Annotated in this window: 19 protein-coding genes and 1 tRNA gene; 6 read left to right on the plus strand and 14 right to left on the minus strand. The window is 60.1% G+C overall.

The features are described 5' to 3' along the window. Positions 1-62 precede the first annotated feature (62 nt). Positions 63-2117 (minus strand): sensor domain-containing diguanylate cyclase, encoded by a 2055-nt coding sequence (locus tag MD273_RS08470; RefSeq protein WP_239037305.1) that lies wholly within the window; start codon positions 2115-2117, stop codon positions 63-65. An 86-nt stretch (positions 2118-2203) separates the two neighbouring features. On the opposite strand from MD273_RS08470, the gene MD273_RS08475 reads away from it, so the two are divergent. After that, on the plus strand, positions 2204-3151 hold the full coding sequence (locus tag MD273_RS08475; protein ID WP_239037306.1) for an AEC family transporter: 948 nt from the start codon (positions 2204-2206) through the stop codon (positions 3149-3151). On the opposite strand, the gene MD273_RS08480 is transcribed toward MD273_RS08475, so the two are convergent. Beyond that, on the minus strand, positions 3136-3903 hold the full coding sequence (locus tag MD273_RS08480; RefSeq protein ID WP_239037307.1) for a fructosamine kinase family protein: 768 nt from the start codon (positions 3901-3903) through the stop codon (positions 3136-3138). The genes MD273_RS08475 and MD273_RS08480 overlap by 16 nt on opposite strands. A gap of 81 nt (positions 3904-3984) precedes the next feature. Between MD273_RS08480 and MD273_RS08485 the strand changes: the two genes are divergently transcribed. Then, entirely contained in the window at positions 3985-4263 is a 279-nt protein-coding gene (locus MD273_RS08485) for an acylphosphatase (RefSeq protein ID WP_239037308.1), read from the plus strand. 11 nt (positions 4264-4274) lie between these two features. Here the strand turns inward: MD273_RS08485 and MD273_RS08490 are convergent, their stop codons facing one another. The 5 genes from MD273_RS08490 to MD273_RS08510 all read right to left on the minus strand — a co-directional run bounded on the left by MD273_RS08490 (position 4275) and on the right by MD273_RS08510 (position 7328). Further along, entirely contained in the window at positions 4275-4955 is a 681-nt protein-coding gene (locus MD273_RS08490) for a DUF6969 family protein (protein ID WP_239037309.1), read from the minus strand. Between the two features lie 7 nt (positions 4956-4962). Beyond that, positions 4963-5778 carry a protein tyrosine phosphatase family protein gene (locus tag MD273_RS19145; protein WP_353050303.1) on the minus strand — a complete coding sequence of 272 codons (816 nt, stop codon included), beginning with the start codon at positions 5776-5778 and terminating at the stop codon, positions 4963-4965. 12 nt (positions 5779-5790) lie between these two features. Beyond that, positions 5791-6402: a DUF6691 family protein gene (locus tag MD273_RS08500; protein ID WP_239037311.1), complete on the minus strand. Its 612-nt coding sequence runs from the start codon at positions 6400-6402 to the stop codon at positions 5791-5793. Then, on the minus strand, positions 6399-6905 hold the full coding sequence (locus tag MD273_RS08505) for a YeeE/YedE thiosulfate transporter family protein (RefSeq protein ID WP_239037312.1): 507 nt from the start codon (positions 6903-6905) through the stop codon (positions 6399-6401). The genes MD273_RS08500 and MD273_RS08505 overlap by 4 nt, the downstream gene beginning before the upstream one ends. Positions 6906-7237: 332 nt before the next feature. Continuing rightward, positions 7238-7328: transfer RNA gene (locus tag MD273_RS08510), tRNA-Ser, on the minus strand. Positions 7329-7534: 206 nt separating this feature from the next. On the opposite strand from MD273_RS08510, the gene MD273_RS08515 reads away from it, so the two are divergent. After that, positions 7535-8065, plus strand: coding sequence for an isochorismatase family protein (locus tag MD273_RS08515; protein ID WP_239037313.1), 531 nt, complete (start codon positions 7535-7537; stop codon positions 8063-8065). 18 nt (positions 8066-8083) lie between these two features. Further along, a complete protein-coding gene (locus MD273_RS08520; protein ID WP_239037314.1) occupies positions 8084-8746 on the plus strand; it encodes a cupin domain-containing protein in 663 nt (220 codons plus the stop codon). Positions 8747-8780: 34 nt separating this feature from the next. Here MD273_RS08520 and MD273_RS08525 read toward each other — a convergent pair whose 3' ends face one another. The 5 genes from MD273_RS08525 to MD273_RS08545 form a co-directional block, all read right to left on the minus strand. Next, a complete protein-coding gene (locus MD273_RS08525; protein WP_239037315.1) occupies positions 8781-9152 on the minus strand; it encodes a DUF7352 domain-containing protein in 372 nt (123 codons plus the stop codon). Between the two features lie 103 nt (positions 9153-9255). Continuing rightward, a complete protein-coding gene (locus MD273_RS08530; RefSeq protein WP_239037316.1) occupies positions 9256-10173 on the minus strand; it encodes a LysR family transcriptional regulator in 918 nt (305 codons plus the stop codon). 22 nt (positions 10174-10195) lie between these two features. Further along, the gene (locus MD273_RS08535; RefSeq protein WP_239037317.1) at positions 10196-10813 is read right to left on the minus strand and encodes a flavin reductase family protein; all 618 of its coding nucleotides are present in this window, start codon (positions 10811-10813) and stop codon (positions 10196-10198) included. Then, complete coding sequence (locus MD273_RS08540) at positions 10803-12008, minus strand: MFS transporter (protein WP_239037318.1); 1206 nt, start codon at positions 12006-12008, stop codon at positions 10803-10805. The genes MD273_RS08535 and MD273_RS08540 overlap by 11 nt, the downstream gene beginning before the upstream one ends. Positions 12009-12011: 3 nt before the next feature. After that, positions 12012-12836, minus strand: a complete 825-nt coding sequence (locus MD273_RS08545; protein WP_239037319.1) for a CheR family methyltransferase — start codon at positions 12834-12836, stop codon at positions 12012-12014. Positions 12837-12992: 156 nt separating this feature from the next. On the opposite strand from MD273_RS08545, the gene MD273_RS08550 reads away from it, so the two are divergent. Together MD273_RS08550 and mnmC are read left to right on the plus strand one after the other, a co-directional pair. Next, positions 12993-13607: a peptidylprolyl isomerase gene (locus tag MD273_RS08550; RefSeq protein WP_502846050.1), complete on the plus strand. Its 615-nt coding sequence runs from the start codon at positions 12993-12995 to the stop codon at positions 13605-13607. A gap of 3 nt (positions 13608-13610) precedes the next feature. Continuing rightward, positions 13611-15488, plus strand: coding sequence for a bifunctional tRNA (5-methylaminomethyl-2-thiouridine)(34)-methyltransferase MnmC2/FAD-dependent 5-carboxymethylaminomethyl-2-thiouridine(34) oxidoreductase MnmC1 (mnmC, locus tag MD273_RS08555; protein ID WP_239037320.1), 1878 nt, complete (start codon positions 13611-13613; stop codon positions 15486-15488). Positions 15489-15492: 4 nt separating this feature from the next. On the opposite strand, the gene MD273_RS08560 is transcribed toward mnmC, so the two are convergent. Beyond that, positions 15493-18261, minus strand: coding sequence for a hypothetical protein (locus MD273_RS08560; RefSeq protein WP_239037321.1), 2769 nt, complete (start codon positions 18259-18261; stop codon positions 15493-15495). A 184-nt stretch (positions 18262-18445) separates the two neighbouring features. Further along, on the minus strand, positions 18446-20479 hold the full coding sequence (ligA, locus tag MD273_RS08565; protein WP_239037322.1) for an NAD-dependent DNA ligase LigA: 2034 nt from the start codon (positions 20477-20479) through the stop codon (positions 18446-18448). Positions 20480-20490 lie beyond the last annotated feature (11 nt).

The following is a 20490-nucleotide window of genomic DNA, read 5'->3' on the forward strand; positions in this document are numbered from 1 at the left end:
TTCTGAGCTTTCTGCTCCCCCATCACCTGCCGGGATGGGCGAAATTCGTCTGAAAGCCCCGCTTAGAGGCCCTCGTCCGTTTCCACCCGATTGCGGCCACTTTTCTTGGCAGCGTACATGGCCCTGTCTGCCCTCTGGACGATCGTTTTACGCTTATCCTCCGGGCGCCAGGTGGCCACTCCGATGCTGGCGGTGATCGAGGTTTCTACTCCGGGTACGGCGACCTCCGAAACGGTGTGACGAATCCGCTCCGCCAATATCACACCATCCCGCCGGTCTGCACCGTTAGCCAGGATGACAAACTCCTCGCCACCCCATCGCCCCAGGTGGTCTCCTTGCCTTAAAACACTGGTGACTCTCCGGGCAACCTCCCGGAGCACTTCATCACCGGCGGCATGCCCCCAAGAGTCATTGATCTGCTTGAAATGGTCGACATCCAGAAGGAGGACCGAAAACGGCAGGCCATGACGCCGGGACTTGGCCAACTCCCGATCCAGTTCTTCCTCCGTCCTGTAACGGTTCCAGAGAGCAGTGAGAGAGTCATGGCTGGCCGCGTGGCTGAGTTGCTCATTGGCCTGTGCCAGTGCCGCCTGTTCAGCTTTCAGCAATTCGTTCAGACGGGTGATCTCGCTGATCGAAGCCAGCAACGCCAGATCTTCGGCGAGATCCACGGCCGCGATTCGTTCCACCCGCTTCCAGGTCTCGCTGCTGCCCTCGACTGCTTGCAGCCAGGAGCCGAAGGCCCTCCGGAACGTTTCTTCCTCGCCAGGCGCACTGGTCAGGATGTCCGCCTCCGGACGTCCCTCCCAGTAAACACCCCGCCCCTGCTGGGGACGGAAGATCAGGAGCCAGCTGGTCACCCGCTCCCCAGGCAAAGGCACCGCCAGCATCCCACAGGCCGTGCCAAGGTCCAGGTCCTTGACCAGCGATTCTTCGTCCAATCGACAAGAGACCCAGGGGGATCTGCCCTTTTCCGCGTTCAGCCTGGCAACCATCTGTTCCAGTGCAGCAACGGGAGGGACCTCCCCGAGAGCCGAAATGTCCCCGTTGTTCGCATACGCCATGCCCTGTGCACGAAACAGGGCCAGCCAATCCGGCGCATACTTCTCGAGCATCCTGGCGGGTGACAGCCCGAGCGTTATATCCGCTGCCAGAAAGTCCCGGGATCTATGAACACGCTGGAGAAACTGGGCTTCCATCCGGGATCTCAACAGAAACAGGCGTTGGGTGGCCATCAGTACCAGGGTACGGGCCCCATCCCTGAGAGTCGGAGCAAGGGGTATGGGCTTTTGCGCTGTGCAGGTCACCAACCCCCACAAACCGCCCGGCCCGACGATCGCAATGGAAAGCAGCGCCTGCGCGCGGAAATACTTGAGATACGCCGTCTGACGTCTGGATGGCGCCCTCAGAACCGTGCCACTGGCATCGATATCCGCCAGCTGTTCCTTCGTCAACCGGTCTGAAACCAGGACGGGAACCAGACCGGCATGAACATCCGGAATACTCCGCACCTGGTGCCTGGTCATATTGTCGCGCTGAGCGGGAGGGTAAGCCGTAGCAGAAAAGCGCTGCCCCCGGATGGGCGATACCCCTTTCCGTTTGCTCTCGGCCAGGAATACGCCGTGGCCCTGCTCATCAAAATGTGCGACCACGACCCGATCAAAACGCACGAGATCCCGCACACCGTCCACGAGGATCTTCATCAGTTCATCAGGATTTGCAGCAGTGGCGAGCTTGGCGAGCCACCGGCTGACTGTACCGGTAAGTCGCCGACTGCCCAACCCGGTAATCGGTTCGATTTCGACGATCACCCAGCCGCCGGAGCGGAACGCGTTGACCTGCAGGCGAAGGTTGCGACCTTTGCTCTCCGGTCGAATGGACACCGGCCCGCTCAGAGCATCTTCCCGGGCCAGCTCCCTGCGGATCCTCCCGAGTACCCGGGCCCCCAGAATCAGTTCCGGTGAACACTCAAGCAGTGATTCTGCGGGACGCTGGAGGAAATACTCGGCGTTTGCGCTGCACAGGACAATGCGATCCATTGACCCGGTCAATACCAGCAGGCAGCCACAAGGCTGGATCTTCAGGTAATTCCGCTGTAAACCGCTGAACCCGCTCATCTGGCTGGTCAAATCCTTGGGGAAACCTGAATGAAAGTATACACTCCCAGCACCGATGCCCCTGCACTATTTGCCACGGCCCCTTAATGAACCTGATCGACATTTTTCTCCAGACACTGGAAACCACCCTGCCGGTATTTGCGATGGTCTTCATTGGCCTGGGGCTGCGGCGTCTTGGCTGGATTGATGCCCCCTTCATCAATACCGCCTCGGCACTGGTCTTCAAGGCAACGCTGCCTACCCTGGTGTTTCTGAGCATCATCCGCGCAGACCTGACCACCGCCCTGAACCCGGGACTCCTGCTGTTTTACCTGCTGGCCACCCTTGGAGGATTTGCTCTGACCTGGCTCTGGGCCTGTTGGCGCGTGCAAAAAGCAGATCGCGGCGTCTACGTGCAAGGCGCCTTCCGCGGCAACTGCGGCATTGTCGGGCTCGCCCTGGCGGCCAACCTTTACGGGGACTTCGGTTTATCCGCAGGCGGCATACTGCTTGGCCTGGTGATTATCTCCTACAACACACTGTCGGTCGTTGTCCTGATCGCCTATCAGCCCGGACAGTCCGCCAGCTGGCGCAAGATTTTCCATGACATCGTCCGTAACCCCCTGATTATCGCGGTTCTGATAGCCATCCCCTTTGCCTGGCTCGAGATTGGCCTTCCAACCTGGATCATGACCAGTGCCGATTATTTTGCCTCCCTGACGCTTCCGCTGGCACTGTTGTGTATCGGCGCCACCGTCTCCCTGAGCTCGATTCGCAGTGACAGCCGCACAGCGTTCGGTTCGAGCTCAATGAAAATGGTGGTGTTGCCCGCCCTGTGCACGGCGGCAGCCTGGCTTGCCGGCTTCCGGGGCCCGGAGCTGGGACTGATGTTCCTGTTCTTCGCAAGTCCGACCGCGGCCGCAAGCTTTGTGATGGTCAAAGCGCTCGGGGGTAATGACCGCCTGGCGGCCAACATCATCGCGTTGACCACCTTGATGGCAAGCGTCACGGTTACGGTCGGGGTCTTTCTGTTGCGCAGTTACGGGCTCATCTGAGAGCAAAGCGAACGTATGGCGTCAAACCCGCGCTGGCAGCCACCGAGATAGCCGCCGCCAAACAGGTTGTAGTGATTGAGATAGTGGTAGAGATTGTAGATATCCCGCTTGTGGGAATACTCTGGTGTGCGGGCGTACATGCGGTCGTAGGCCTCGTAGAAAGGTTGCCCGAACCCCCCGAACATTTCGGTCATCGCCAGGTCCGCTTCCCGATCGCCACAATAGACCGCCGGGTCAATCAGCCAGGGCGAACTGGCATCAAACAGCGCGTTCCCGCTCCACAGATCGCCGTGTAGCAGACTCGGGTGCTCGCAGGAGCCGTCCAGCCAGCGGGCAAGCGCCTTCCCGAACTGTTCCAGGTTATTGGCAAACTCGCTCCGGATCTCCGGATTTCTGATCCTGCTCACCTGATAGGCCAATCGGTCGCTAACAAAGAACTCTCCCCAGGAATCCGACCACCTGTTGGGTTGCGGGGAGAGGCCGATGTAATTGTCTCTGCTCCAGCCATACTGACTCTGCTTCAGTCGGTGCATCAGGGCGAGGCCCTCGCCCAGCATGGAGAGGGTTTCGTCAGTCGCCGGCTTCGACTGAATGCCCGTCATTTCCAGCACATCGTGATTGACACGCAGCACCTCCGGGACCCGGATACCAATCACCCCCGCCTGTTCCAGCGCGGCCCGGAGGCTTTCAAGGCCCTCCGCCTCACAAATCAGGGCGTCAGCGAATCTGGTGGTGTTGTGTTTGGTGAACATGGTTCTACCCTTCCTTGAATCGTCTCCGGCCGGGGGGTTAGATTGACCTCAGGCTAACATGTAACGGAGTGCAGGACCGATATGGACAAGAAACGCTGGAAAATGATGATTTCAGGCAAAGTTCAGGGAGTGTATTACCGGGCGTCCACCGAAAAGGAGGCTCGGCGCCTGGGCGTCTGCGGCTATGCTCGAAACCTGCCGGACGGGCGCGTTGAAGTTATCGCTGAAGGAAGCCCCGAGGATCTCCGGCAGCTGCACCAATGGTGCCTGGAAGGGCCGCCTGCGGCCAAAGTAACCGGTATCGAGATTGAGGAGCAGAAGGCCAACGGGGAATTCCACGGTTTCGGGGTAAAATCCTGAGGCCGGCAGATTCATCCATGCAAGGAGAGACTTCGATGCCTGCATTCCCGAACCAGGGTCGCCTGCCAGGCATTCAGGTCAACCGGGCAATGGCTTAACACCTCGAAGTCCCTGTTTTCCAGGATCTCTCCCAGCGGAAGTCCCGAGTTCAGGATTGCCTGGTCACGCGCCTCAAGCAAGCCAGCGACATGGTACCTGTAAAGCCTTACGAAATGGGTTATCCAGATGTTTACCGGCCAGCTCGGCGAGGCATGGTCAATCTCGAACTCTCCCAGATGGGAGATAACCTGCTCGGCAGAATGCCACTGCTCGTCGGTCACCCAGCGATTGGTGGTAAACAGCCCGACCGGATAGCCCCAGGCATCCATTGAAATGGCGACGAAGTGCATCGTCCGATCCCCGCCATGGTCCTCATCCGGCACCCGCAGGAAGGTATGGAAATGCCCGTGCTCATCGCTGTCTGGACGGTGGGCATGGTAGTAGTACTGACTCCGGGTTTCCCGGTCAAAAACATCCCCCTTGGGGTAATGCTCCATCTCGTAGAAGGTGCCCTGCCCCTTGAGGACCTCACCAACGATGTTCAGACCACCCTTTTCAAGCACGCGATAGCACTCCCGGACCCGGTTCGCCGAGTCCAGGAGGTTCTCCAGTTCTTCGTCTGTTATCGCCGCGAGGTCGGGATGAATATCCATCAGACAATCAGAGCCCCATCAGTTCCCGGACAGCACCTTCCCTGCTGGTTTTCAGGCCGGCCGCTCGCCCTTCCTCAATGGCAATTTCCGGCGGCACGCCCATATGGAACCGGTACAGCGCCCACATGGCGCCAACCCTGTTGCTGCTTGCGCAATGCACCAGAATCGGATAGTTCGCCGGCGATGAAGCGATCTTCGAGAATGCCTTTACCTGGTCCCAGGTGGGCGCAGTGGTCGAAACCCCCAGGCCATGAAAATTCAGGCCAGCCGCGTGTGCCTCGGCTTCCTCCTCGGCCACGCCTTCCTCTTCGGTGAGCAGACTGACCACCGTCTTGAACCCCTGGGCCTTCAGTTCGGCCATTGCCCCCTTCTCTACATGCCCGCCGGCAGCGATGAATGGCGACGGTCGATTATAGTTTTTAACAACCGGAGGCATTTCACTGCCGAAGGGTACCTTGGCCCAGTCATTTTCGATGGCATACGGCAAGGCGCGGTCAGGGTTTTGCGTGTCCTCACGCGGAACGGCAGCCGGCATGGGCCCACCAGCTCCATTGGCCGAGCCGGCACCTGCTGCACACGGGTTTGCGGATGGAGAGGCCGCCGCGCATGGGTTAGCCGCGGCGCAGGGATTAGCGCCGGCACTCTGGCTGGCCGCAGCGCAGGGGTTCGCGGCAGCACATGGATTCGCGGTTGCCGCCTGATTGCTCGTCTGAGCCTGGGTTGCTGGCGGATTCTGGGAGTCGGAGCACCCGGTAACTCCCAGACCCAATGCGATGGTAATAGCGACCGGCAATGCAGCGCGCCTGTAACGATAGCTGATCATGGCTGTGCTCCTTCAATTGTGGTTGTTGCTTTCCCGAAAAAGGTCGGATGCCTGGTACGGCCCGCCAAGCTTGCGCTCCAGCGTGCTGCCCAACCTGAAGCCACCCCAGGCCACGGCTGCCAGTGCCACAATAATCAGCCACTCCGGCAGTCCGGAAAGATCCATCAGTGTTTGCCCCTGCGGTCCGGATGTGGCGAGATAGAGCTCCTCAAGAGGTCCGAACCAGGCAGCAAACAACGCGGTGCCCAGCAGCATGCCGACCATGAACACCAGGGCGTCAAAGCGTCCGCCCGCGAGTCCGGCCACGGACGTGCCCGGGCAATAGCCACCGATGGCAAACCCGGCGCCGATCAGCAATCCGCCGACCGCCATGGCGACGTAGAACGGCGTCGGCACGTAGTAGCTGCCGCCCCCCATGAACCCGATCTGCTTTGAAAGCCACAACAGCAGGGCCGCCACAATAACCGCGGTGAACATGACCTTGAATACCGACCAGTCTTCCAGGCGAAATTGCCCGGTGAGCTTCCGCGGGCTGCCAAACCCCGCGTTCTCAAGCACAAAGCCGAACAGAAAACCGGCGAGCAGACCGGCCGCAACGCCGGAATCATAGAGAGGCCAGATCATTGCCAGTACCTCCTTACAATAAAGCTGAACAGGAAACCCGCTGCAAAGAAGCAGATCAGGAAGACAAAACCGCCGACCGCCAGTGCTGCGCCTCCGGATAGCCCGAGGCCGCTGGTGCATCCTCTTGCCAGCCGGGCACCAAACCCGGTCAGAACGCCCCCAACCAGAGCCAGGCCAAGCCTGCTTCCAACTCCGGATGTCGGCCCTCTTTCAACCTGAGGTCTGAATCGACGGCCGGACAGCGCACCCACCAGCGCACCGACAAAGGCACCGAGCACTTCCCAGGTGATCCAGGCCTGCAAGGGTTCGCCACGGACGTAATCGCCCAGATAACGGTTAGCCGCCGTCAACTCAGGTGCCAGCCATTGCCCGGCTTCCGCAGTAAGGCGGGTGAAAAAACCGCTGGCACCCAGGCCATGACCGGTGAGGACAAAGGTCAGAAACAGGGCCAGTCCCAGGGCAATGCCCGCCCAGAACGGCGACCAGAAAGGACGTGGAGACATAAGGGCTCCTCTTCATTCAGCTGGATATACCCCTTTTATATATGGTTATTCCCAGCTGTCAAACACCCACAATCAGAGACTGCCTGGGAAGTGATCCCTATCAAGTTTAGATGCTGAATTCGAGCCATAAAAAAACCCCAGCAGTGCTGGGGTTTTGTATTGGCGGAGAGGGAGGGATTATTCGGCCCGGCGGGCCTCACCCCTTCGGGGCCATCGTCGCGTTGCTCCGACGTTCCTCCGGCTGCTTCGCAGCCTACGGTCGAACCCGCGAGGGTTCTTCTTACCCTACCAATCGGCCAATAAAAAACCCCAGCAATGCTGGGGTTTTGTATTGGCGGAGAGGGAGGGATTCGAACCCTCGATACGCTATTAACGTATACACACTTTCCAGGCGTGCGCCTTCAGCCACTCGGCCACCTCTCCAATAAACTGTTCCAAATCAGCGGTGTTGCCGCTCATTTGAGGGCGCAAACTTTAATGGTTTTTCAGGTCCTTGGCAACACCCTATCCCGAAATCACCGAAAATTTTTCCGTTGGCCCGGTTTCCGGTTACCGGTCAATCCGATTGAGGAGTATTGTTAGAAGAGTTCTATCCACAAACCTGCCGTGTCAGAACAAGGAGAATAAAAATGCTGATGAAAGCAGAACAATCGGTCCTGGTCCTTATCGATATCCAGGAAAGGCTCATGCCTGCGATCAGCTTCGGCGAGGAGGTTGCAGACCGCTGTACCACTCTGGCGACGATTGCCGGACTTCTCGGGGTTCCCGTACTCGGCACCGAGCAGATACCGGACAAACTGGGACCGAATATAGAGCCGGTTCGGGAACTGTGCGACTCTGTTCTGGACAAAACCCATTTTGACGCCTGTCCGGATGGGCTCATCGACCAGCTGCCGGAGGGTCGGCAACATATTGTCATTGGTGGCTGTGAGACTCATGTCTGTATGATGCAGACTGCACTGAGCCTGCTGGACGCCGGTTACAAGGTCTGGGTGGTCGCGGATGCAACCGGCTCCAGAAACGAATTTGACCGCGATGTCGCCCTGGACCGGCTCAACGAGAGTGGCGCCCGTATTGTGACCCTGGAGATGGTTGCGTTCGAGTGGATGCGTGACTGCGGGCACCCGCGTTTCCGGGATATCCAGGCACTGATCAAGTAAATAGCCCAGAGGTTTGGCATGCTCAACATGGATTTCAGCGAGAAGGTAGTGATCCGTACTGCGGAGATGGACTGGGTACCCAGCCCTGCCGGAGGCGTGATGAGAAAGCCTCTCGCCCGCGAGGAAGCCGAGCGGGGACACGCGACCAGTGTGGTCCGTTACGAGCCGGGGGCATCCTTCAAGCGCCACGAGCACCCTCGTGGCGAGGAAATCCTGGTGCTTGAGGGAGTCTTCTCCGACGAGACGGGAGACTACCCTGCCGGCACCTATATAAGAAACCCACCGGGCAGCGGCCACGCGCCCTTTAGCAAGGAAGGGTGCACGCTCCTGGTCAAATTGCATCAGTTCGACGACAGAGACAGGGAGGCCGTCCGGATCGATACTCGCGAAGCAGAATGGCTACCCGGTATTGGCGGTCTGCAGGTGATGCCCCTGCATGACTTTGAGCACGAGCATGTAGCGCTCGTTAAATGGCCGCCGAACGAGGTGTTCCAGCCCCATCGGCATTTCGGAGGCGAGGAAATCTTCGTGCTTTCCGGCGAGTTTTGCGACGAGCACGGGCGATATCCGGCGGGTACCTGGATCCGCAGCCCACATATGAGCCAGCATCACCCGTTTGTGGAGCAGGAGACGGTCATCTGGGTCAAGACCGGCCACCTTCCACTGTTGCCAACGAAGTAGAAAAAAAGGCCCCGAAGGGCCAAGAGAGTGTGCATCAGGATGACATTGCTGAGGATTGCCAACTGACGCTGCTGAAGAGGTCGTTGCTCGCGCCTTCCCTTGCAGGGGTATAACGGAAGTCATTCTCACCGGCCGGCACGGCGAACACGTGATAGGCCTCCGGCCCGAACGGATCCAGTGCGGTACCGAGGTAATCATAACGGTCCGGCACCGGCTCACCGGAGAGAGCCACGCGGAACTGCCGCTCAACGGTTGGTGTACCCACATTCAGTGGCTGCTCCACCCAGAGGTAAACGGCCTTGTGCGGAACGATGTATTCGCAGCGCACTACCCGATAGCCCTCTTTCAGGTTCAGGGTTGTCGGCTCTTTCCCGGCGTCAACGCGGAATTTGTGAATCGTTTTCATGGCTGCTTCCTCCGAATTGCCACATCACAATTCCATAGTCCTCCGAACACACCTTCGAGAAAATAAGTTTTTTTGATCTTTGTCGTTCGTTTTTTTCGATGCATCAGCTCGTAAGGTCTGACCCCAGGGCATCAAAATTGACGGGAGCTGTGCAAATTGCGCGCACCCCTTCATGGGCAAGCTTCCGCCCACGGGTGATGGCGAAGAGTTCGTCCTGCACATCATCAATACTGGCGATGTGTTCGACCTCGTACTGCCGGCACACCTCCCGGCGTATGACCGTTGGCGCGGCGAACACCCCGTAGCCCTGTCGGCCAAACACCTTGATCAGGGCGCTGTCGTCGACCCGTGCCATCAGTTTCATTCGCACACCTTGCAGGGAGAGCCAGTTCATCAGGCGTTCGAAGTATGGCGCATCCGTGGCATTCGCCAACAGCGGCTGGCCATTCAGGGAATCGGGGAAGCCATCTTTCAGGGTCGTTGCCAGCGCGGGCGCGGCAAACAGACTGATACTGGATCCTGCTACCGGATGCACGGTAAACGGCCCATGCTCGTCCAGCCCGGGCATTCGGTCTGCCAGCACTACATCCAGTTCCTTCCGTTTGAGGCTCAGTACGAGATCCTCGGTTCTTCCAGTCCGGCACTCCAGCTGAACCGGTCGTTTGAGCACCATGGCCGGCTGCAGCAGATAATAGGCAATCAGCTTGTGGATCGAGGCGGAAATTCCGGCCGAGAGAGTCAACGGGCGATCGGAGGGTGCCAGTTGCAGGGTATCCGTCAACTCACCCGTCAGGGCGAAGATGTCATCGGCATAGCCAAGGATCATCCGTCCGAGATCCGTCAAGACCAAACGACGCCGCTCCCGGACGAACAATCGGCCACCAACTGCCGTCTCGAAGGTGGCCAGCTGACCACTCAAGGTTTGCGGGGCCAGATCAAGCACTTCGCTGGCCCTGGCAATCGACCCCTCCCGGCTGATCACCCAGAAGTAGTACAGGTGCCGGAGATTCAGCTGTTCCATGGATTCTGGCCTCTTGTGGCAGTCACGCCGGTCTGGGTACCTTCAGGATCTCGCCGAAAGTGACATATTCACTGCCTCCGAGGCGGCCAAGGGGATCGATGGTGGTCCCGTCAAACCGCAGGCGATCCTTGTCATCCCGGGTAACCGCCTCATCGGCGACGTGGATGGCCTTGATCCTGCCGAAAATCAGTGACTGGGGGGCCGCCCCGATTTCCTTGATTTCGTACAGTTCACATGCCAGGGCTACCCGACACTCCTTCAGACGCGGCAGCGGGGATCCGCTGAATTCCGTCAGTTCCAGCTCCACATTTTTCAGTTCGGACTCCCCGTGTGGCAGGGTCCGGGAGGTTTCGGTCATCGCTTCAGCCATCTCCCGGTGCGCAATATGGACCACGAAGTGTCCGTTCGTTTCGATATTGACGCGAGTGTCCTTGAACGAACCGTCAGTGGGTTTCTTCCCGACCGAGAACATCAGCAGTGGCGGGTTGCTGGTGATGGGTGTGAAGAAAGAGAATGGCGCCAGGTTGTAATCACCATCCGGGTTTTCGCTGAGCACCCAGGCCACGGGCCTGGGAATCACGGTCTGGGTCAGTATGTGATAGGCCTCTTTCGGGTCCATGCCATCAAAGTCAATCTGCATCTGCACCTCCTGTCTGTATTTTCTGTGTTGCCCTGGACCGAGCCAGCCATAGCAAAACGAGAATGCCCTGAAGCACCAGAAACGGTACGGCGACCATAACCAGACCGGACCATCCGACCCACGCAAAGACCGCCCCTGCCGAGAGTGACGCCGCCGCCTGGGAGCCGAACACCAGGATATCGTTCAGTCCCTGCACCCGGAAACGCTCTGAATCCCGATAGCCTTCCGGCAACAGCGCAGTCCCTCCCACAAACAGGAAGTTCCAACCGACGCCCAGTAACAGGAGCGCCCCCAGGTAATGGTGGAAACTGATCCCCGCAGCCGCCAGCAGCACGCAGGCAAGATAGGCAACCAGTCCGCCTGCCATCATCAGCGGAATACCGACCACCCGGGTCAGCCATCCGCTGATCAATGAAGGCAGGTACATAGCCATGATATGCAGCTGGATAACGGTCTTGGCATCGTCCAGGCTGTGGCCGGCCATTTCCGTCATGCTCAACGGTGTTGCGGTCATGATAAAGCTCATGACCGCGTACCCTATAGCGGCGGCGCCAACGGCTGCCAGCACCAGGGGACTGGCCAGGATTTCACGCAACGGCCGACCGCCGCCAACATGCTCCTTCCGCACCAGTTCCCCTTTCGAACGGTAGCCTGCAAACAGCGTCAAAAGAGCCACCGCCTGGACAAGCAGCAGACCCAGCCAGCTGTCCATGAACGGATAGGCCTCCTCCGGGCCGGCCCCGACCGTGGCGATTTCGGGGCCCAGCCATGCCGCACCAAGCCCTCCCAGCAAAACCCGTGCGGCAGCGGATCCCGCAAGCTCCGGCCGAACCGACTCCATCGCGGCAAAACGGTATTGGTGGACCACGGCGAGGCCACTGCCGCCAACAATGCCGGCCACACAAAGTAAGGGGAAAGAGCCGAGCCAGGAAGCCAGCGCACCCAATCCACCGGCCAGGATCCCCATCGTGGCACCCAGTAGCATGACCGGCTTGCGCCCGACCCGTTCCATCAGCCAGGTAGCCAGCTTGACTGAAAACACGGTCCCGACCACCACCAGCCCTACCGGTAACGTGGCCCATTCCGCAGCCGGCGCAAGGGCGCGGCCCTGGATACTGCCGATGACGATGATAAACGGCGCCGTACACATGGCCAGCGCCTGCGCAGCGACCAGCACCCAGACATTCAGGGGCATGACTTACCTTTTCCTGTAGACGGTGCCACCAGGGCACTCAACGGGTTCAAAAAGATCGGGGATTTCGCCGGCAAGCCCAGGCGTCCCGGAAATCAGGTAGCCACCGGGGTTCAGGGCAGCGTGAAAGCGGGTAAGGATAGCTTTCCTCTTGTGCGCCGAATAGTAGACCAGAGCATCCTGGCAAATCACCACATCGAACTTGCCCGGCAGAGTGCGTCGGAGCAGATTCAGTTCACGAAATTCGACCAGGGCACGGATATCGGGGCTCACTCTCCAGCCACCATTTGCCAGAGGCACGAAATATCGCTCTCGACGGCCGAGGCTGACCTCCTTCGTTCTGGGGTTAATCTCGTAGTGCCCCCTTCGGGCGACCTCCAGGGCACTTCGGGACGTGTCGGTAGCTACGATCCGGATTCCGCCGAGAACGTCCGGGTGCCTGTCCCGGAACTCGTCTGCAATAATGGCTACCGAATATGGCTCCTGACCGGTGGCACACGCAGCGGACCAGATAGACACCCGCTTGCCGGGTTTGCGCTCTGCGATCTCCGGTAATATCGAATCCTGCAACACCGTGAACGCTGCTTCCTCTCCGAACCATTGGCTCTCGCTCAGGGTGATGGCATCCACCACGGCTTCCTTCAGGCCTGGCCGCCCCGGTCTGCCGAGAGATTCCAGCAGATCACCCACGGAGACAAGGTGATAACCATCCAATACCGGTCGTAGCCGGCGCAAGGCCAGATCCCCGGCCGTGTTGCCCAGCAGAATACCGCAGGCATCTCGAAGATAGGCCTGCAAGGCGTTGAAGTCGCTTGTCGTTATTGATTCCATTGAGTCATTATTATTTCCGCGTAGATCAGAGCGCATTTTATCACCTTCAATCGCCCGTTGTGTGGTATCAATCTGCTAAGATCCTGCTTCGCACAGTTGGTCCCGCTGATGTACCTCATCCGAAACTTCAGTAACAACATCGAGAGTGCCCTGGATATGAGTCATTACCTCCCTTCCCTCCGTCACCTGGCTTCTCCGCTACTGGCCGCTGTGACGGCGGCTTGCCTGATCGCCACCCCGATACAAGCGTCCGCCAGCGACAAGGCCGCTGTGCCGGAAGTCCGGTTTGTAACAAGTCAGGGCGAATTCACGCTTGAGTTGCGTCCCGATGTTGCTCCCAAAACGGTCGAGAACTTCCTTGAATATGTCCGGGATGGATTTTACGAGGGTACGGTGTTTCACCGTGTCATACCCGGGTTTATGATTCAGGGCGGCGGTTTCACCCCCGAATTGTCCCGAAAAGCCACCCGCGACCCGATTGTCAACGAGGCAAGCCCTGATCTCCCGAATCAACGGGGCACCGTGGCCATGGCTCGCACCAGCAATCCTGACTCGGCGACGTCGCAGTTCTTCATCAATGTCGTCGATAATGATTTTCTCAACGCCGGAGTCCGGGGCCCCGGTTATGCGGTGTTTGGCCAGGTTACCGACGGGATGGAGGTGGTTGACGCCATCGCCGGTGTCGAGACCGGGTACGCACGGGGCATGAGGGATGTTCCGCGCGAGCCGGTCATCATTCAAAGCGCCACGGTGGTCAGCGCCAACGAGTAGCCCATGACAGACTACAGCTTGCCCGCGCCTGCCATAGAGCCGGCTGAACTGGTCTGGCGGGACGGACTCCCGGAGTCTGCCCGGTTTGGCGATGTCTATTTCAGCCGGGAGAATGGACTGGAAGAAACCCGCTACGTTTTCCTCAGCCACAACGGGTTACCGGATCGGTTCCGGAACGTGCCCCCCCGGGGCGCATTCGTAATCGCCGAGACAGGGTTTGGCACCGGCCTTAACTTTCTTGCCGCCTGGCAGGCCTGGCGGGAATGCCGTCCGGATAATGGATCTGTGCTGCATTTCGTTTCGGCCGAGCGCTACCCCCTCACGCGGGATGATCTCAAGCGCGCCCTGGACCTATGGCCAGAACTGGCGCCTCTGGCCAGAGAATTGCTGACCAGTTATCCCCCTCTGGTCCGGGGAACGCACCGCCTGGTACTGGACGGAGGCCGCGTACGCCTGACCCTGTACCTTGGCGACGTGATGGATGCATGGGAGAGCCTGTCATTTGCGGCAGATGCCTGGTTCCTGGACGGCTTTGCCCCGGCGCTGAACCCTGACATGTGGCTCGACAACGCGATCGCCCTCATCCGTCGACACAGCAAACCGGGCACAACCCTCGCTACATTTACCGCCGTCGGCAAAATACGCCGTGCACTCGAGCGCGAAGGCTTCGAGATGCGCAAGACACCGGGCTACGGGCGCAAACGGGACATGATTGCCGGAGTGATGCAGGTAAACGCACCTGCCACATCGCCACCAGATTCCGGGACAGTAGCGGTTATCGGTGCAGGCATCGCCGGCACACTGCTGGCCCGGAACCTGGCCAGTCGCGGGATAGCCGTGACCCTGATTGATGCGGCGGAAGACGCCGGCGCAGCTGCCTCGGGAAACCTCCAGGGGGCTATGTATGTGAAGCTCGGCGTGGAGTTCAACGTCCAGACCGAGTTGGCCCTGTCCGCGCTGATTTTCAGTCAACGCGCCTACGCTCCCTACCAGGGCACACTCTGGCACCCGACCGGGCTGCTACAGCTGGCCTGGAACCCACAGGAGCAGGACCGGCAAGCCCGCTTTATCGACCGCAACCGGTATCCCGAAGAACTGCTGTACCCCGTAGACGCCGCCACCGCCTCAGAGCTGACAGGCACACCGGTCAGTGCCGGTGGCCTGTGGTTTCCGAACAACGGCTGGCTCTCGCCCGCCGGTGTTTGCCGGGAACTGGCCAGTCACGCCCTCATCCGTTGCCGTTTCGGCACCCGGATCGAGCGCCTGGTGCCCTGTAACGGCAAGTGGCACCTGTCCAGCCGAAATGGCGCGGATATCGTCGTGGACAACGTGGTTATCGCGGCAGGCCACAGGACGCCGGAACTGATTCCGCTCAAGGGCGAATACCGGTTCAAGTCCATACGCGGTCAGGTTACCGAGGTTCCAGAGGCATTGATGCGGGCACCCAAAGCCGTCATCTGTGGCCAGAAATACCTCAATCCGAGCCATAACGGTGTCGCGGTCACCGGCGCCACCTTTGATCTGCACAACACCGATCCCGCCGTCACCCAAGAGGCGAACAGGGAAAACCTCGATCAGCTCAGTGCCATGTTGCCGGACCTTTTTCCGGACGAGGCGCATCAGGGAGAGTTCGAGGGGCGGGTCGGCTTCCGCTGTACCACCCATGACTACCAACCGGTGGCTGGAATGATGCAGGACTGCAGCGGACAGTCACTGGAGGGCGTTTACCTGCTCACCGGATTGGGCAGCAAGGGTCTCACCTATGCCCCACTGCTGGCCGAATACGTGGCGGACCGTATCACCGGCCAACCGGCGTGCCTGCCGGCCTCACTCGCCAGCAGTGTTCGCCCTGACAGGATGTGCCGCCGTCGGTCAGACTGACGCCTCAGTTCAGGGGCGTCAGCAATTCCCCTTCCGGACTGAGCAGCACGACCATCCAGTCCGCCCCTGAGTGTATCAAGGCGGTGATTTCATCGTCCCGGTAGTTGGCCAGACGGACAACCGTCGTGTCATCCAGCACCAGCTGGTAGCGCCACTCATTCCGAAACGCCGATACGTTCTCCTCGTTCTCGGCGGACTCGTTGAGTGAAATCCTGGCCACAATACCCTGCCGCTGCCCGGATGAACTCCCGGCCTCACCGGTGAAGTTGCCATCAGAGTCGCCCCCGGCCACGATATCGCCCACGAACCCGGTCAGGGTCTGGAATGACTCGTTAGCTATGTCCGCGGTGTCGTTCAGGGTGAAAGCCCGATTCAGACCTCCGGTAGAGGAATAGGACAGCAGGAAACCCGCCTGGCTGGACAACTGTTCGCGCGCCAGAGTGCGTATGTCATCCTCGCCCGTCGCCACTGAATAGCCTCCGTCACTGCTCCCGAGCAGCCAGAGATTGTTGGCGCTGAACAGACCCGTACGCACCGTCTCATCACCGGCGGTACCGACCTGGTAGACCTTCGGAGCCGTTGTGGCACCGCTGAAGGAGTAGAAATAGGCATCCTCCCCGCCGATCACGTCCGCTCCGCCTACCGCCCCCCTTGCCGACCCGAACAATATGGGCGTGACGGCCCGGACCGTACTCCCCGCCACGGCATCATCACTGGCGGAACCCACCTGGCGGGTCCAGGCAACCTTCGGCACCGGCGTTTCGCCGTCCAGCACCGTGTCGACCCTCTGCAGGAAACTGTCCACGCCGCCGGCCGAGCTTTGCCCCGGCCAGGCTCCGGTGGTTTCGCCGGACAGGATGACATAGCCGGAGTCCGCATTGATTCCGGCGCCCCGGACCCTGTCCTCGCCGGTGGTGCCGCTGCGTAGTGTCCAGTAGTGAGCGTATTCGCCGCCGTTCAGAGCACTGTCAAACCTGAATAAAGACGCGACGACATCCTCCCGGGCCATGTCACCGTCCATGACGGTTGCTCCGGGGATGTCCTCACCGGTGTGATAGGCGACAACAAACTCATACCGGTCAACTTTGGTGTTATTCTCCGTAACCTGTCTGTTGACGATACCGATGACCGGAGACGTTGGCAGCATACTTATGCCCGGCGGCGAAACGTCCACCTCCTGCAGTTGGCTTCCCTTCTGGTCAAAGATCTTCACCTTGACCCGGTTACCATCGGCACTGTCATAACCGGCAAGGAACATCCGCCCATTGTGACCAATGGCCAGGTCGGCAGGAACAAACCCTGCAGTGGCAGGTAGCAGGATCGGGTTCGTCAATTCATTCAGGCTGATACGCAGCAGCGTCTCCGCCGCCGGTCGGGCGAAGTTCTCTCGCCCCGCCTGGTAAGGCTCGTCGAGCGCCAGTTCGATAAACCGGTCCGCCAGGTCCGGGTTGCTGTACCCGTCCGCGGGTACGCGTACGCGGAAAGTGGCCTGATCCTGATCCGCGGGGAACGTCAGGGTCGGATTCACAACCCACAGGCCACCTTCCTGCTGCTCGATGACAAACTCGCTGTCGATCTTTGCCGTAGAGCTTCCTGAATGAACCAGGCGGGCCTGGGCAGCGCCATCCCTCTCCCCGGAGAGCGTGGCACGGTATTCGCGGTAGCTTCCCACGTTGAGGGTGTCACGGACTCCACCCCCGAGGGTTTCGAGAGCCACCACCGGTTCATCATCATCAATCGTGACCCTGGCCTGTACCCCGCCGTTGCCGGGGCCAAGTCCGGCGAGTCCGGAGCGCACCTCGGTCAGGATGAGACTTGCAGACTCCGAAAGTTCGGCGAAACTATCCTCCACCACCTCCAGTCGGATATAGCATTCGGTGATGCCCGGCTCCAGGGTAACGACCCCCCGACTCAGGTAGCCATTGTCGTCTGGCTCGTAGGACAGGTAGTTCAGCGGGTCTCCCTGCTCGTCAACCGGCGCCAGAGTGCCGGTGCCAAGGCCCACAATGTCCTTTCCGATAATGGCGTCACTGGCATTGGCGGCACTGAAATCGCAGCGCTGGTGGGGCGGACTGCCGCTGAAAGAGGGATCGCACCGGGTCGGATCGTACTGGGAGGCCAGTTCAAAGGCGACGGCTACCCGGGTTACTGAGGGCTTGTCCAGCGTCACCTTAAGGGCAACCTGACGGGTCGGTAGCGTTACCTGCTTTTCGCCATCAACGGCGCCTGTCTCGTCATAGGTATTGATGGTGAACGTGTGTTGACCCGGCGCGGACAAATCCGGCAACGCGCAGTGCTCACCTGTCGGGGCTCCTGGATCGGGAATCACCCCCTCGGTGAAATTGCCGGCTTCCAGGGCAAGCGGGTTGTACTTCACTTCGATGTCGAACGGAACGGTTCCCGCCAGGCTACCGTCGGTGGTTACCAGATTGATATCCTCGGTCTTGCCCAGGTCCGCTTCGCCCCGACTTCCCCCGGTCAAACCGGGTACGCCGTACATGATCACGCCCTGGCGCGCCTTGTTGCTGATATCCTCCAGCGCCAGCCAGGACGGTGCGTTGGTCAGACTGTAATCGAGTATACCCTCACCCCCGTAGGCGCCCCAGTTGTAGTAGTACTCCACACCGAGGTAGGCGGTGGACGGCGGGGCGCCCAGAATGGTTGGCTGGTCCGGGTCTGTCTCGGTCTTGCAGCCGCCAAGGACAAGGGAAAGGAGTATGAGGCCGGTAAAGCGGAAACCGGGAGCGATGCTGGAAAGACAATCGGCGCGCATGGAAGAGTCCGTTTCGGGCTGTTGTTATTGTGGGCGTGCACCGGTCGGGGAAACCGGTTTACACACCGTTACAGAACAGCGCCATGGTAGCCAATTTGCCGGGAACGGGATCTGCGCGAGTTCTCAGAATCGCTGCCCGCGACCTCCATGGCCCGCGGGCAGCGGCGCGAATGTGACCGGCAGCTCAGCCTTCGAGGCCATGCTCCTTGAGAAGTTTCATCAAACCCTCCTCATCAAGGACTGGAACACCCAGTTTCTCGGCCTTGGCCAGCTTGGACCCTGCCGCCTCACCGGCGACAACACTGGCGGTTTTCTTCGAAACGCTGCCAGCGACTTTCGCTCCGAGTGTTTCGAGCTTCTCTTTGGCCTCGTCCCGCGTCATCCGGGACAAAGTGCCGGTGAGCACCCATGTCTGGCCCTGCAGGGGCCTTTCGCCCTGCTCCACTAGCTCTTCCTGCCAGCGGACACCCGCATCCCTCAGGGCCTGAAGGGTTTCCTGGTTATGTAGCTGATCGAAGAAACTGCGAATGTGCCCGGCAACAATCGGGCCGACGTCCGGTACCTGCTGCAACGCCTCTTCATCCGCGTCGGCAATCGCTTCGAGCGTTCCGAAATGACCGGCAAGGGCCTTGGCCGTGGCTTCACCCACTTCGCGGATACCGAGAGCGTAGAGGAAACGCCAGAGCACCGGCGCCCGGGAGCCATCGATCGCATTGACCAGGTTGCTGGCGGACTTCTCGCCCATGCGTTCCAGGCTGGTCAGGTCCTCCACCTTGAGGTGATAGAGATCAGCGACGGTTTTGACCATGCCCTGATCCACCAGAATATCGATCCACTTGTCGCCAAGCCCTTCGATGTCCATGGCTTTTCTGGAGGCGTAATGGCGGATGGCTTCCTTTCTCTGGGCGGGGCAGTACAGACCGCCGGAACAGCGGGCAACGGCCTCGCCTTCGATCTGGATGACATCCGAACCGCACACCGGGCAGACCGCTGGCAACTCGACGGGCCGGGCACCTACCGGGCGTTTTTCCACGACAACCTTGACCACCTGGGGAATCACATCCCCGGCCCGGCGGATAAATACAGTGTCGCCGATGTGGGCATCCAGGCGCCGGATCTCGTCCATGTTGTGGAGAGTCGCATTGCTCACGGTCACGCCCCCGACGAACACCGGTTTGAGCCGCGCCACCGGAGTAACCGCACCGGTGCGGCCGACCTGGAACTCCACGTCCTCTATCACGGTCAGCTCTTCCTGGGCGGGAAACTTATGGGCGATGGCCCATCGTGGCGCCCTGGACACAAAACCCAGCTTCTGCTGAAGATCCAGTCGGTTGACCTTGAACACGATGCCGTCAATCTCGTACGGCAATGAGTCCCGCTTTGCCATCAGTTCGTTGTAGGCCTCAAGGCACTCCTCCACGCCCCGGGCCTTGCGCATTTCCGGATTGATCCGGAAGCCCCAGTGCCGCACTTGCTGCAGGCCGTCCCACTGGGTATCCGGCAAGAGACTCTCGTCGGTGACCGCAACACTGTAGGCACACATCTCCAGCGGGCGTCTGGCAGTCACCGTGGATTTCTTCTGGCGCAGACTGCCGGCAGCTGCGTTACGGGGGTTCACAAAGGTCTTCTCCCCCCGGTCTGCCAGCCGCTGGTTGAGCTTCTCAAAGCCGGCCTTGGGCATATAGACCTCACCCCGGACTTCCACCATATCCGGAACATCGCCTCCCCGGAGTTTCAGCGGCACAGACGGAATCGTGCGGATGTTGGCCGTGATATCCTCTCCACTGTAGCCGTCGCCCCGGGTGGCCGCGACGGTCAGTGAGCCTTTTTCGTAGTGGAGGCTGACTGCCAGCCCATCCAGCTTGGGCTCACACACGTACTCGATGTCCTGATCGGCTCCGACGCGGTCACGGACCCGCCGGTCGAAGTCCCTGAGCTCTTCTTCACTGAAGGCATTATCAAGGGAAAGCATCGGCAGACGATGCACCACTTCCTCAAAACTGGTCTCGGCACTGCTACCCACCCGCCGGGTCGGCGAGTCGTCCGAAGCCAGCTCGGGGTAGTCAGCCTCCAGCTGCTGCAGCTCCCGAAACAGGCGGTCATATTCGGCGTCCGGAATGCGCGGATCATCCAGGACGTAATAATGGTAATTGTGGTCCTCGATCTGGGACCGCAGTTCTTCAGCACGCTGGAGAATGTCGGGCGTGGCTTTGCTCATCAATGTGCACT

Source organism: Marinobacter sp. C7, assembly GCF_022343555.1.
Lineage (GTDB): Bacteria > Pseudomonadota > Gammaproteobacteria > Pseudomonadales > Oleiphilaceae > Marinobacter.

Excerpts from the sequence above, each read along its gene's own strand:
- MD273_RS08470 (WP_239037305.1), bottom strand. The coding sequence starts at position 2,117 with ATGAGCGGGTTCAGCGGTTTACAGCGGAATTACCTGAAGATCCAGCCT.
- MD273_RS08475 (WP_239037306.1), top strand. The coding sequence starts at position 2,204 with ATGAACCTGATCGACATTTTTCTCCAGACACTGGAAACCACCCTGCCG.
- MD273_RS08480 (WP_239037307.1), bottom strand. The coding sequence starts at position 3,903 with ATGTTCACCAAACACAACACCACCAGATTCGCTGACGCCCTGATTTGT.
- MD273_RS08485 (WP_239037308.1), top strand. The coding sequence starts at position 3,985 with ATGGACAAGAAACGCTGGAAAATGATGATTTCAGGCAAAGTTCAGGGA.
- MD273_RS08490 (WP_239037309.1), bottom strand. The coding sequence starts at position 4,955 with ATGGATATTCATCCCGACCTCGCGGCGATAACAGACGAAGAACTGGAG.
- MD273_RS19145 (WP_353050303.1), bottom strand. The coding sequence starts at position 5,778 with ATGATCAGCTATCGTTACAGGCGCGCTGCATTGCCGGTCGCTATTACC.
- MD273_RS08500 (WP_239037311.1), bottom strand. The coding sequence starts at position 6,402 with ATGATCTGGCCTCTCTATGATTCCGGCGTTGCGGCCGGTCTGCTCGCC.
- MD273_RS08505 (WP_239037312.1), bottom strand. The coding sequence starts at position 6,905 with ATGTCTCCACGTCCTTTCTGGTCGCCGTTCTGGGCGGGCATTGCCCTG.
- MD273_RS08515 (WP_239037313.1), top strand. The coding sequence starts at position 7,535 with ATGCTGATGAAAGCAGAACAATCGGTCCTGGTCCTTATCGATATCCAG.
- MD273_RS08520 (WP_239037314.1), top strand. The coding sequence starts at position 8,084 with ATGCTCAACATGGATTTCAGCGAGAAGGTAGTGATCCGTACTGCGGAG.
- MD273_RS08525 (WP_239037315.1), bottom strand. The coding sequence starts at position 9,152 with ATGAAAACGATTCACAAATTCCGCGTTGACGCCGGGAAAGAGCCGACA.
- MD273_RS08530 (WP_239037316.1), bottom strand. The coding sequence starts at position 10,173 with ATGGAACAGCTGAATCTCCGGCACCTGTACTACTTCTGGGTGATCAGC.
- MD273_RS08535 (WP_239037317.1), bottom strand. The coding sequence starts at position 10,813 with ATGCAGATTGACTTTGATGGCATGGACCCGAAAGAGGCCTATCACATA.
- MD273_RS08540 (WP_239037318.1), bottom strand. The coding sequence starts at position 12,008 with ATGCCCCTGAATGTCTGGGTGCTGGTCGCTGCGCAGGCGCTGGCCATG.
- MD273_RS08545 (WP_239037319.1), bottom strand. The coding sequence starts at position 12,836 with ATGGAATCAATAACGACAAGCGACTTCAACGCCTTGCAGGCCTATCTT.
- MD273_RS08550 (WP_502846050.1), top strand. The coding sequence starts at position 12,993 with ATGAGTCATTACCTCCCTTCCCTCCGTCACCTGGCTTCTCCGCTACTG.
- mnmC (WP_239037320.1), top strand. The coding sequence starts at position 13,611 with ATGACAGACTACAGCTTGCCCGCGCCTGCCATAGAGCCGGCTGAACTG.
- MD273_RS08560 (WP_239037321.1), bottom strand. The coding sequence starts at position 18,261 with ATGCGCGCCGATTGTCTTTCCAGCATCGCTCCCGGTTTCCGCTTTACC.
- ligA (WP_239037322.1), bottom strand. The coding sequence starts at position 20,479 with ATGAGCAAAGCCACGCCCGACATTCTCCAGCGTGCTGAAGAACTGCGG.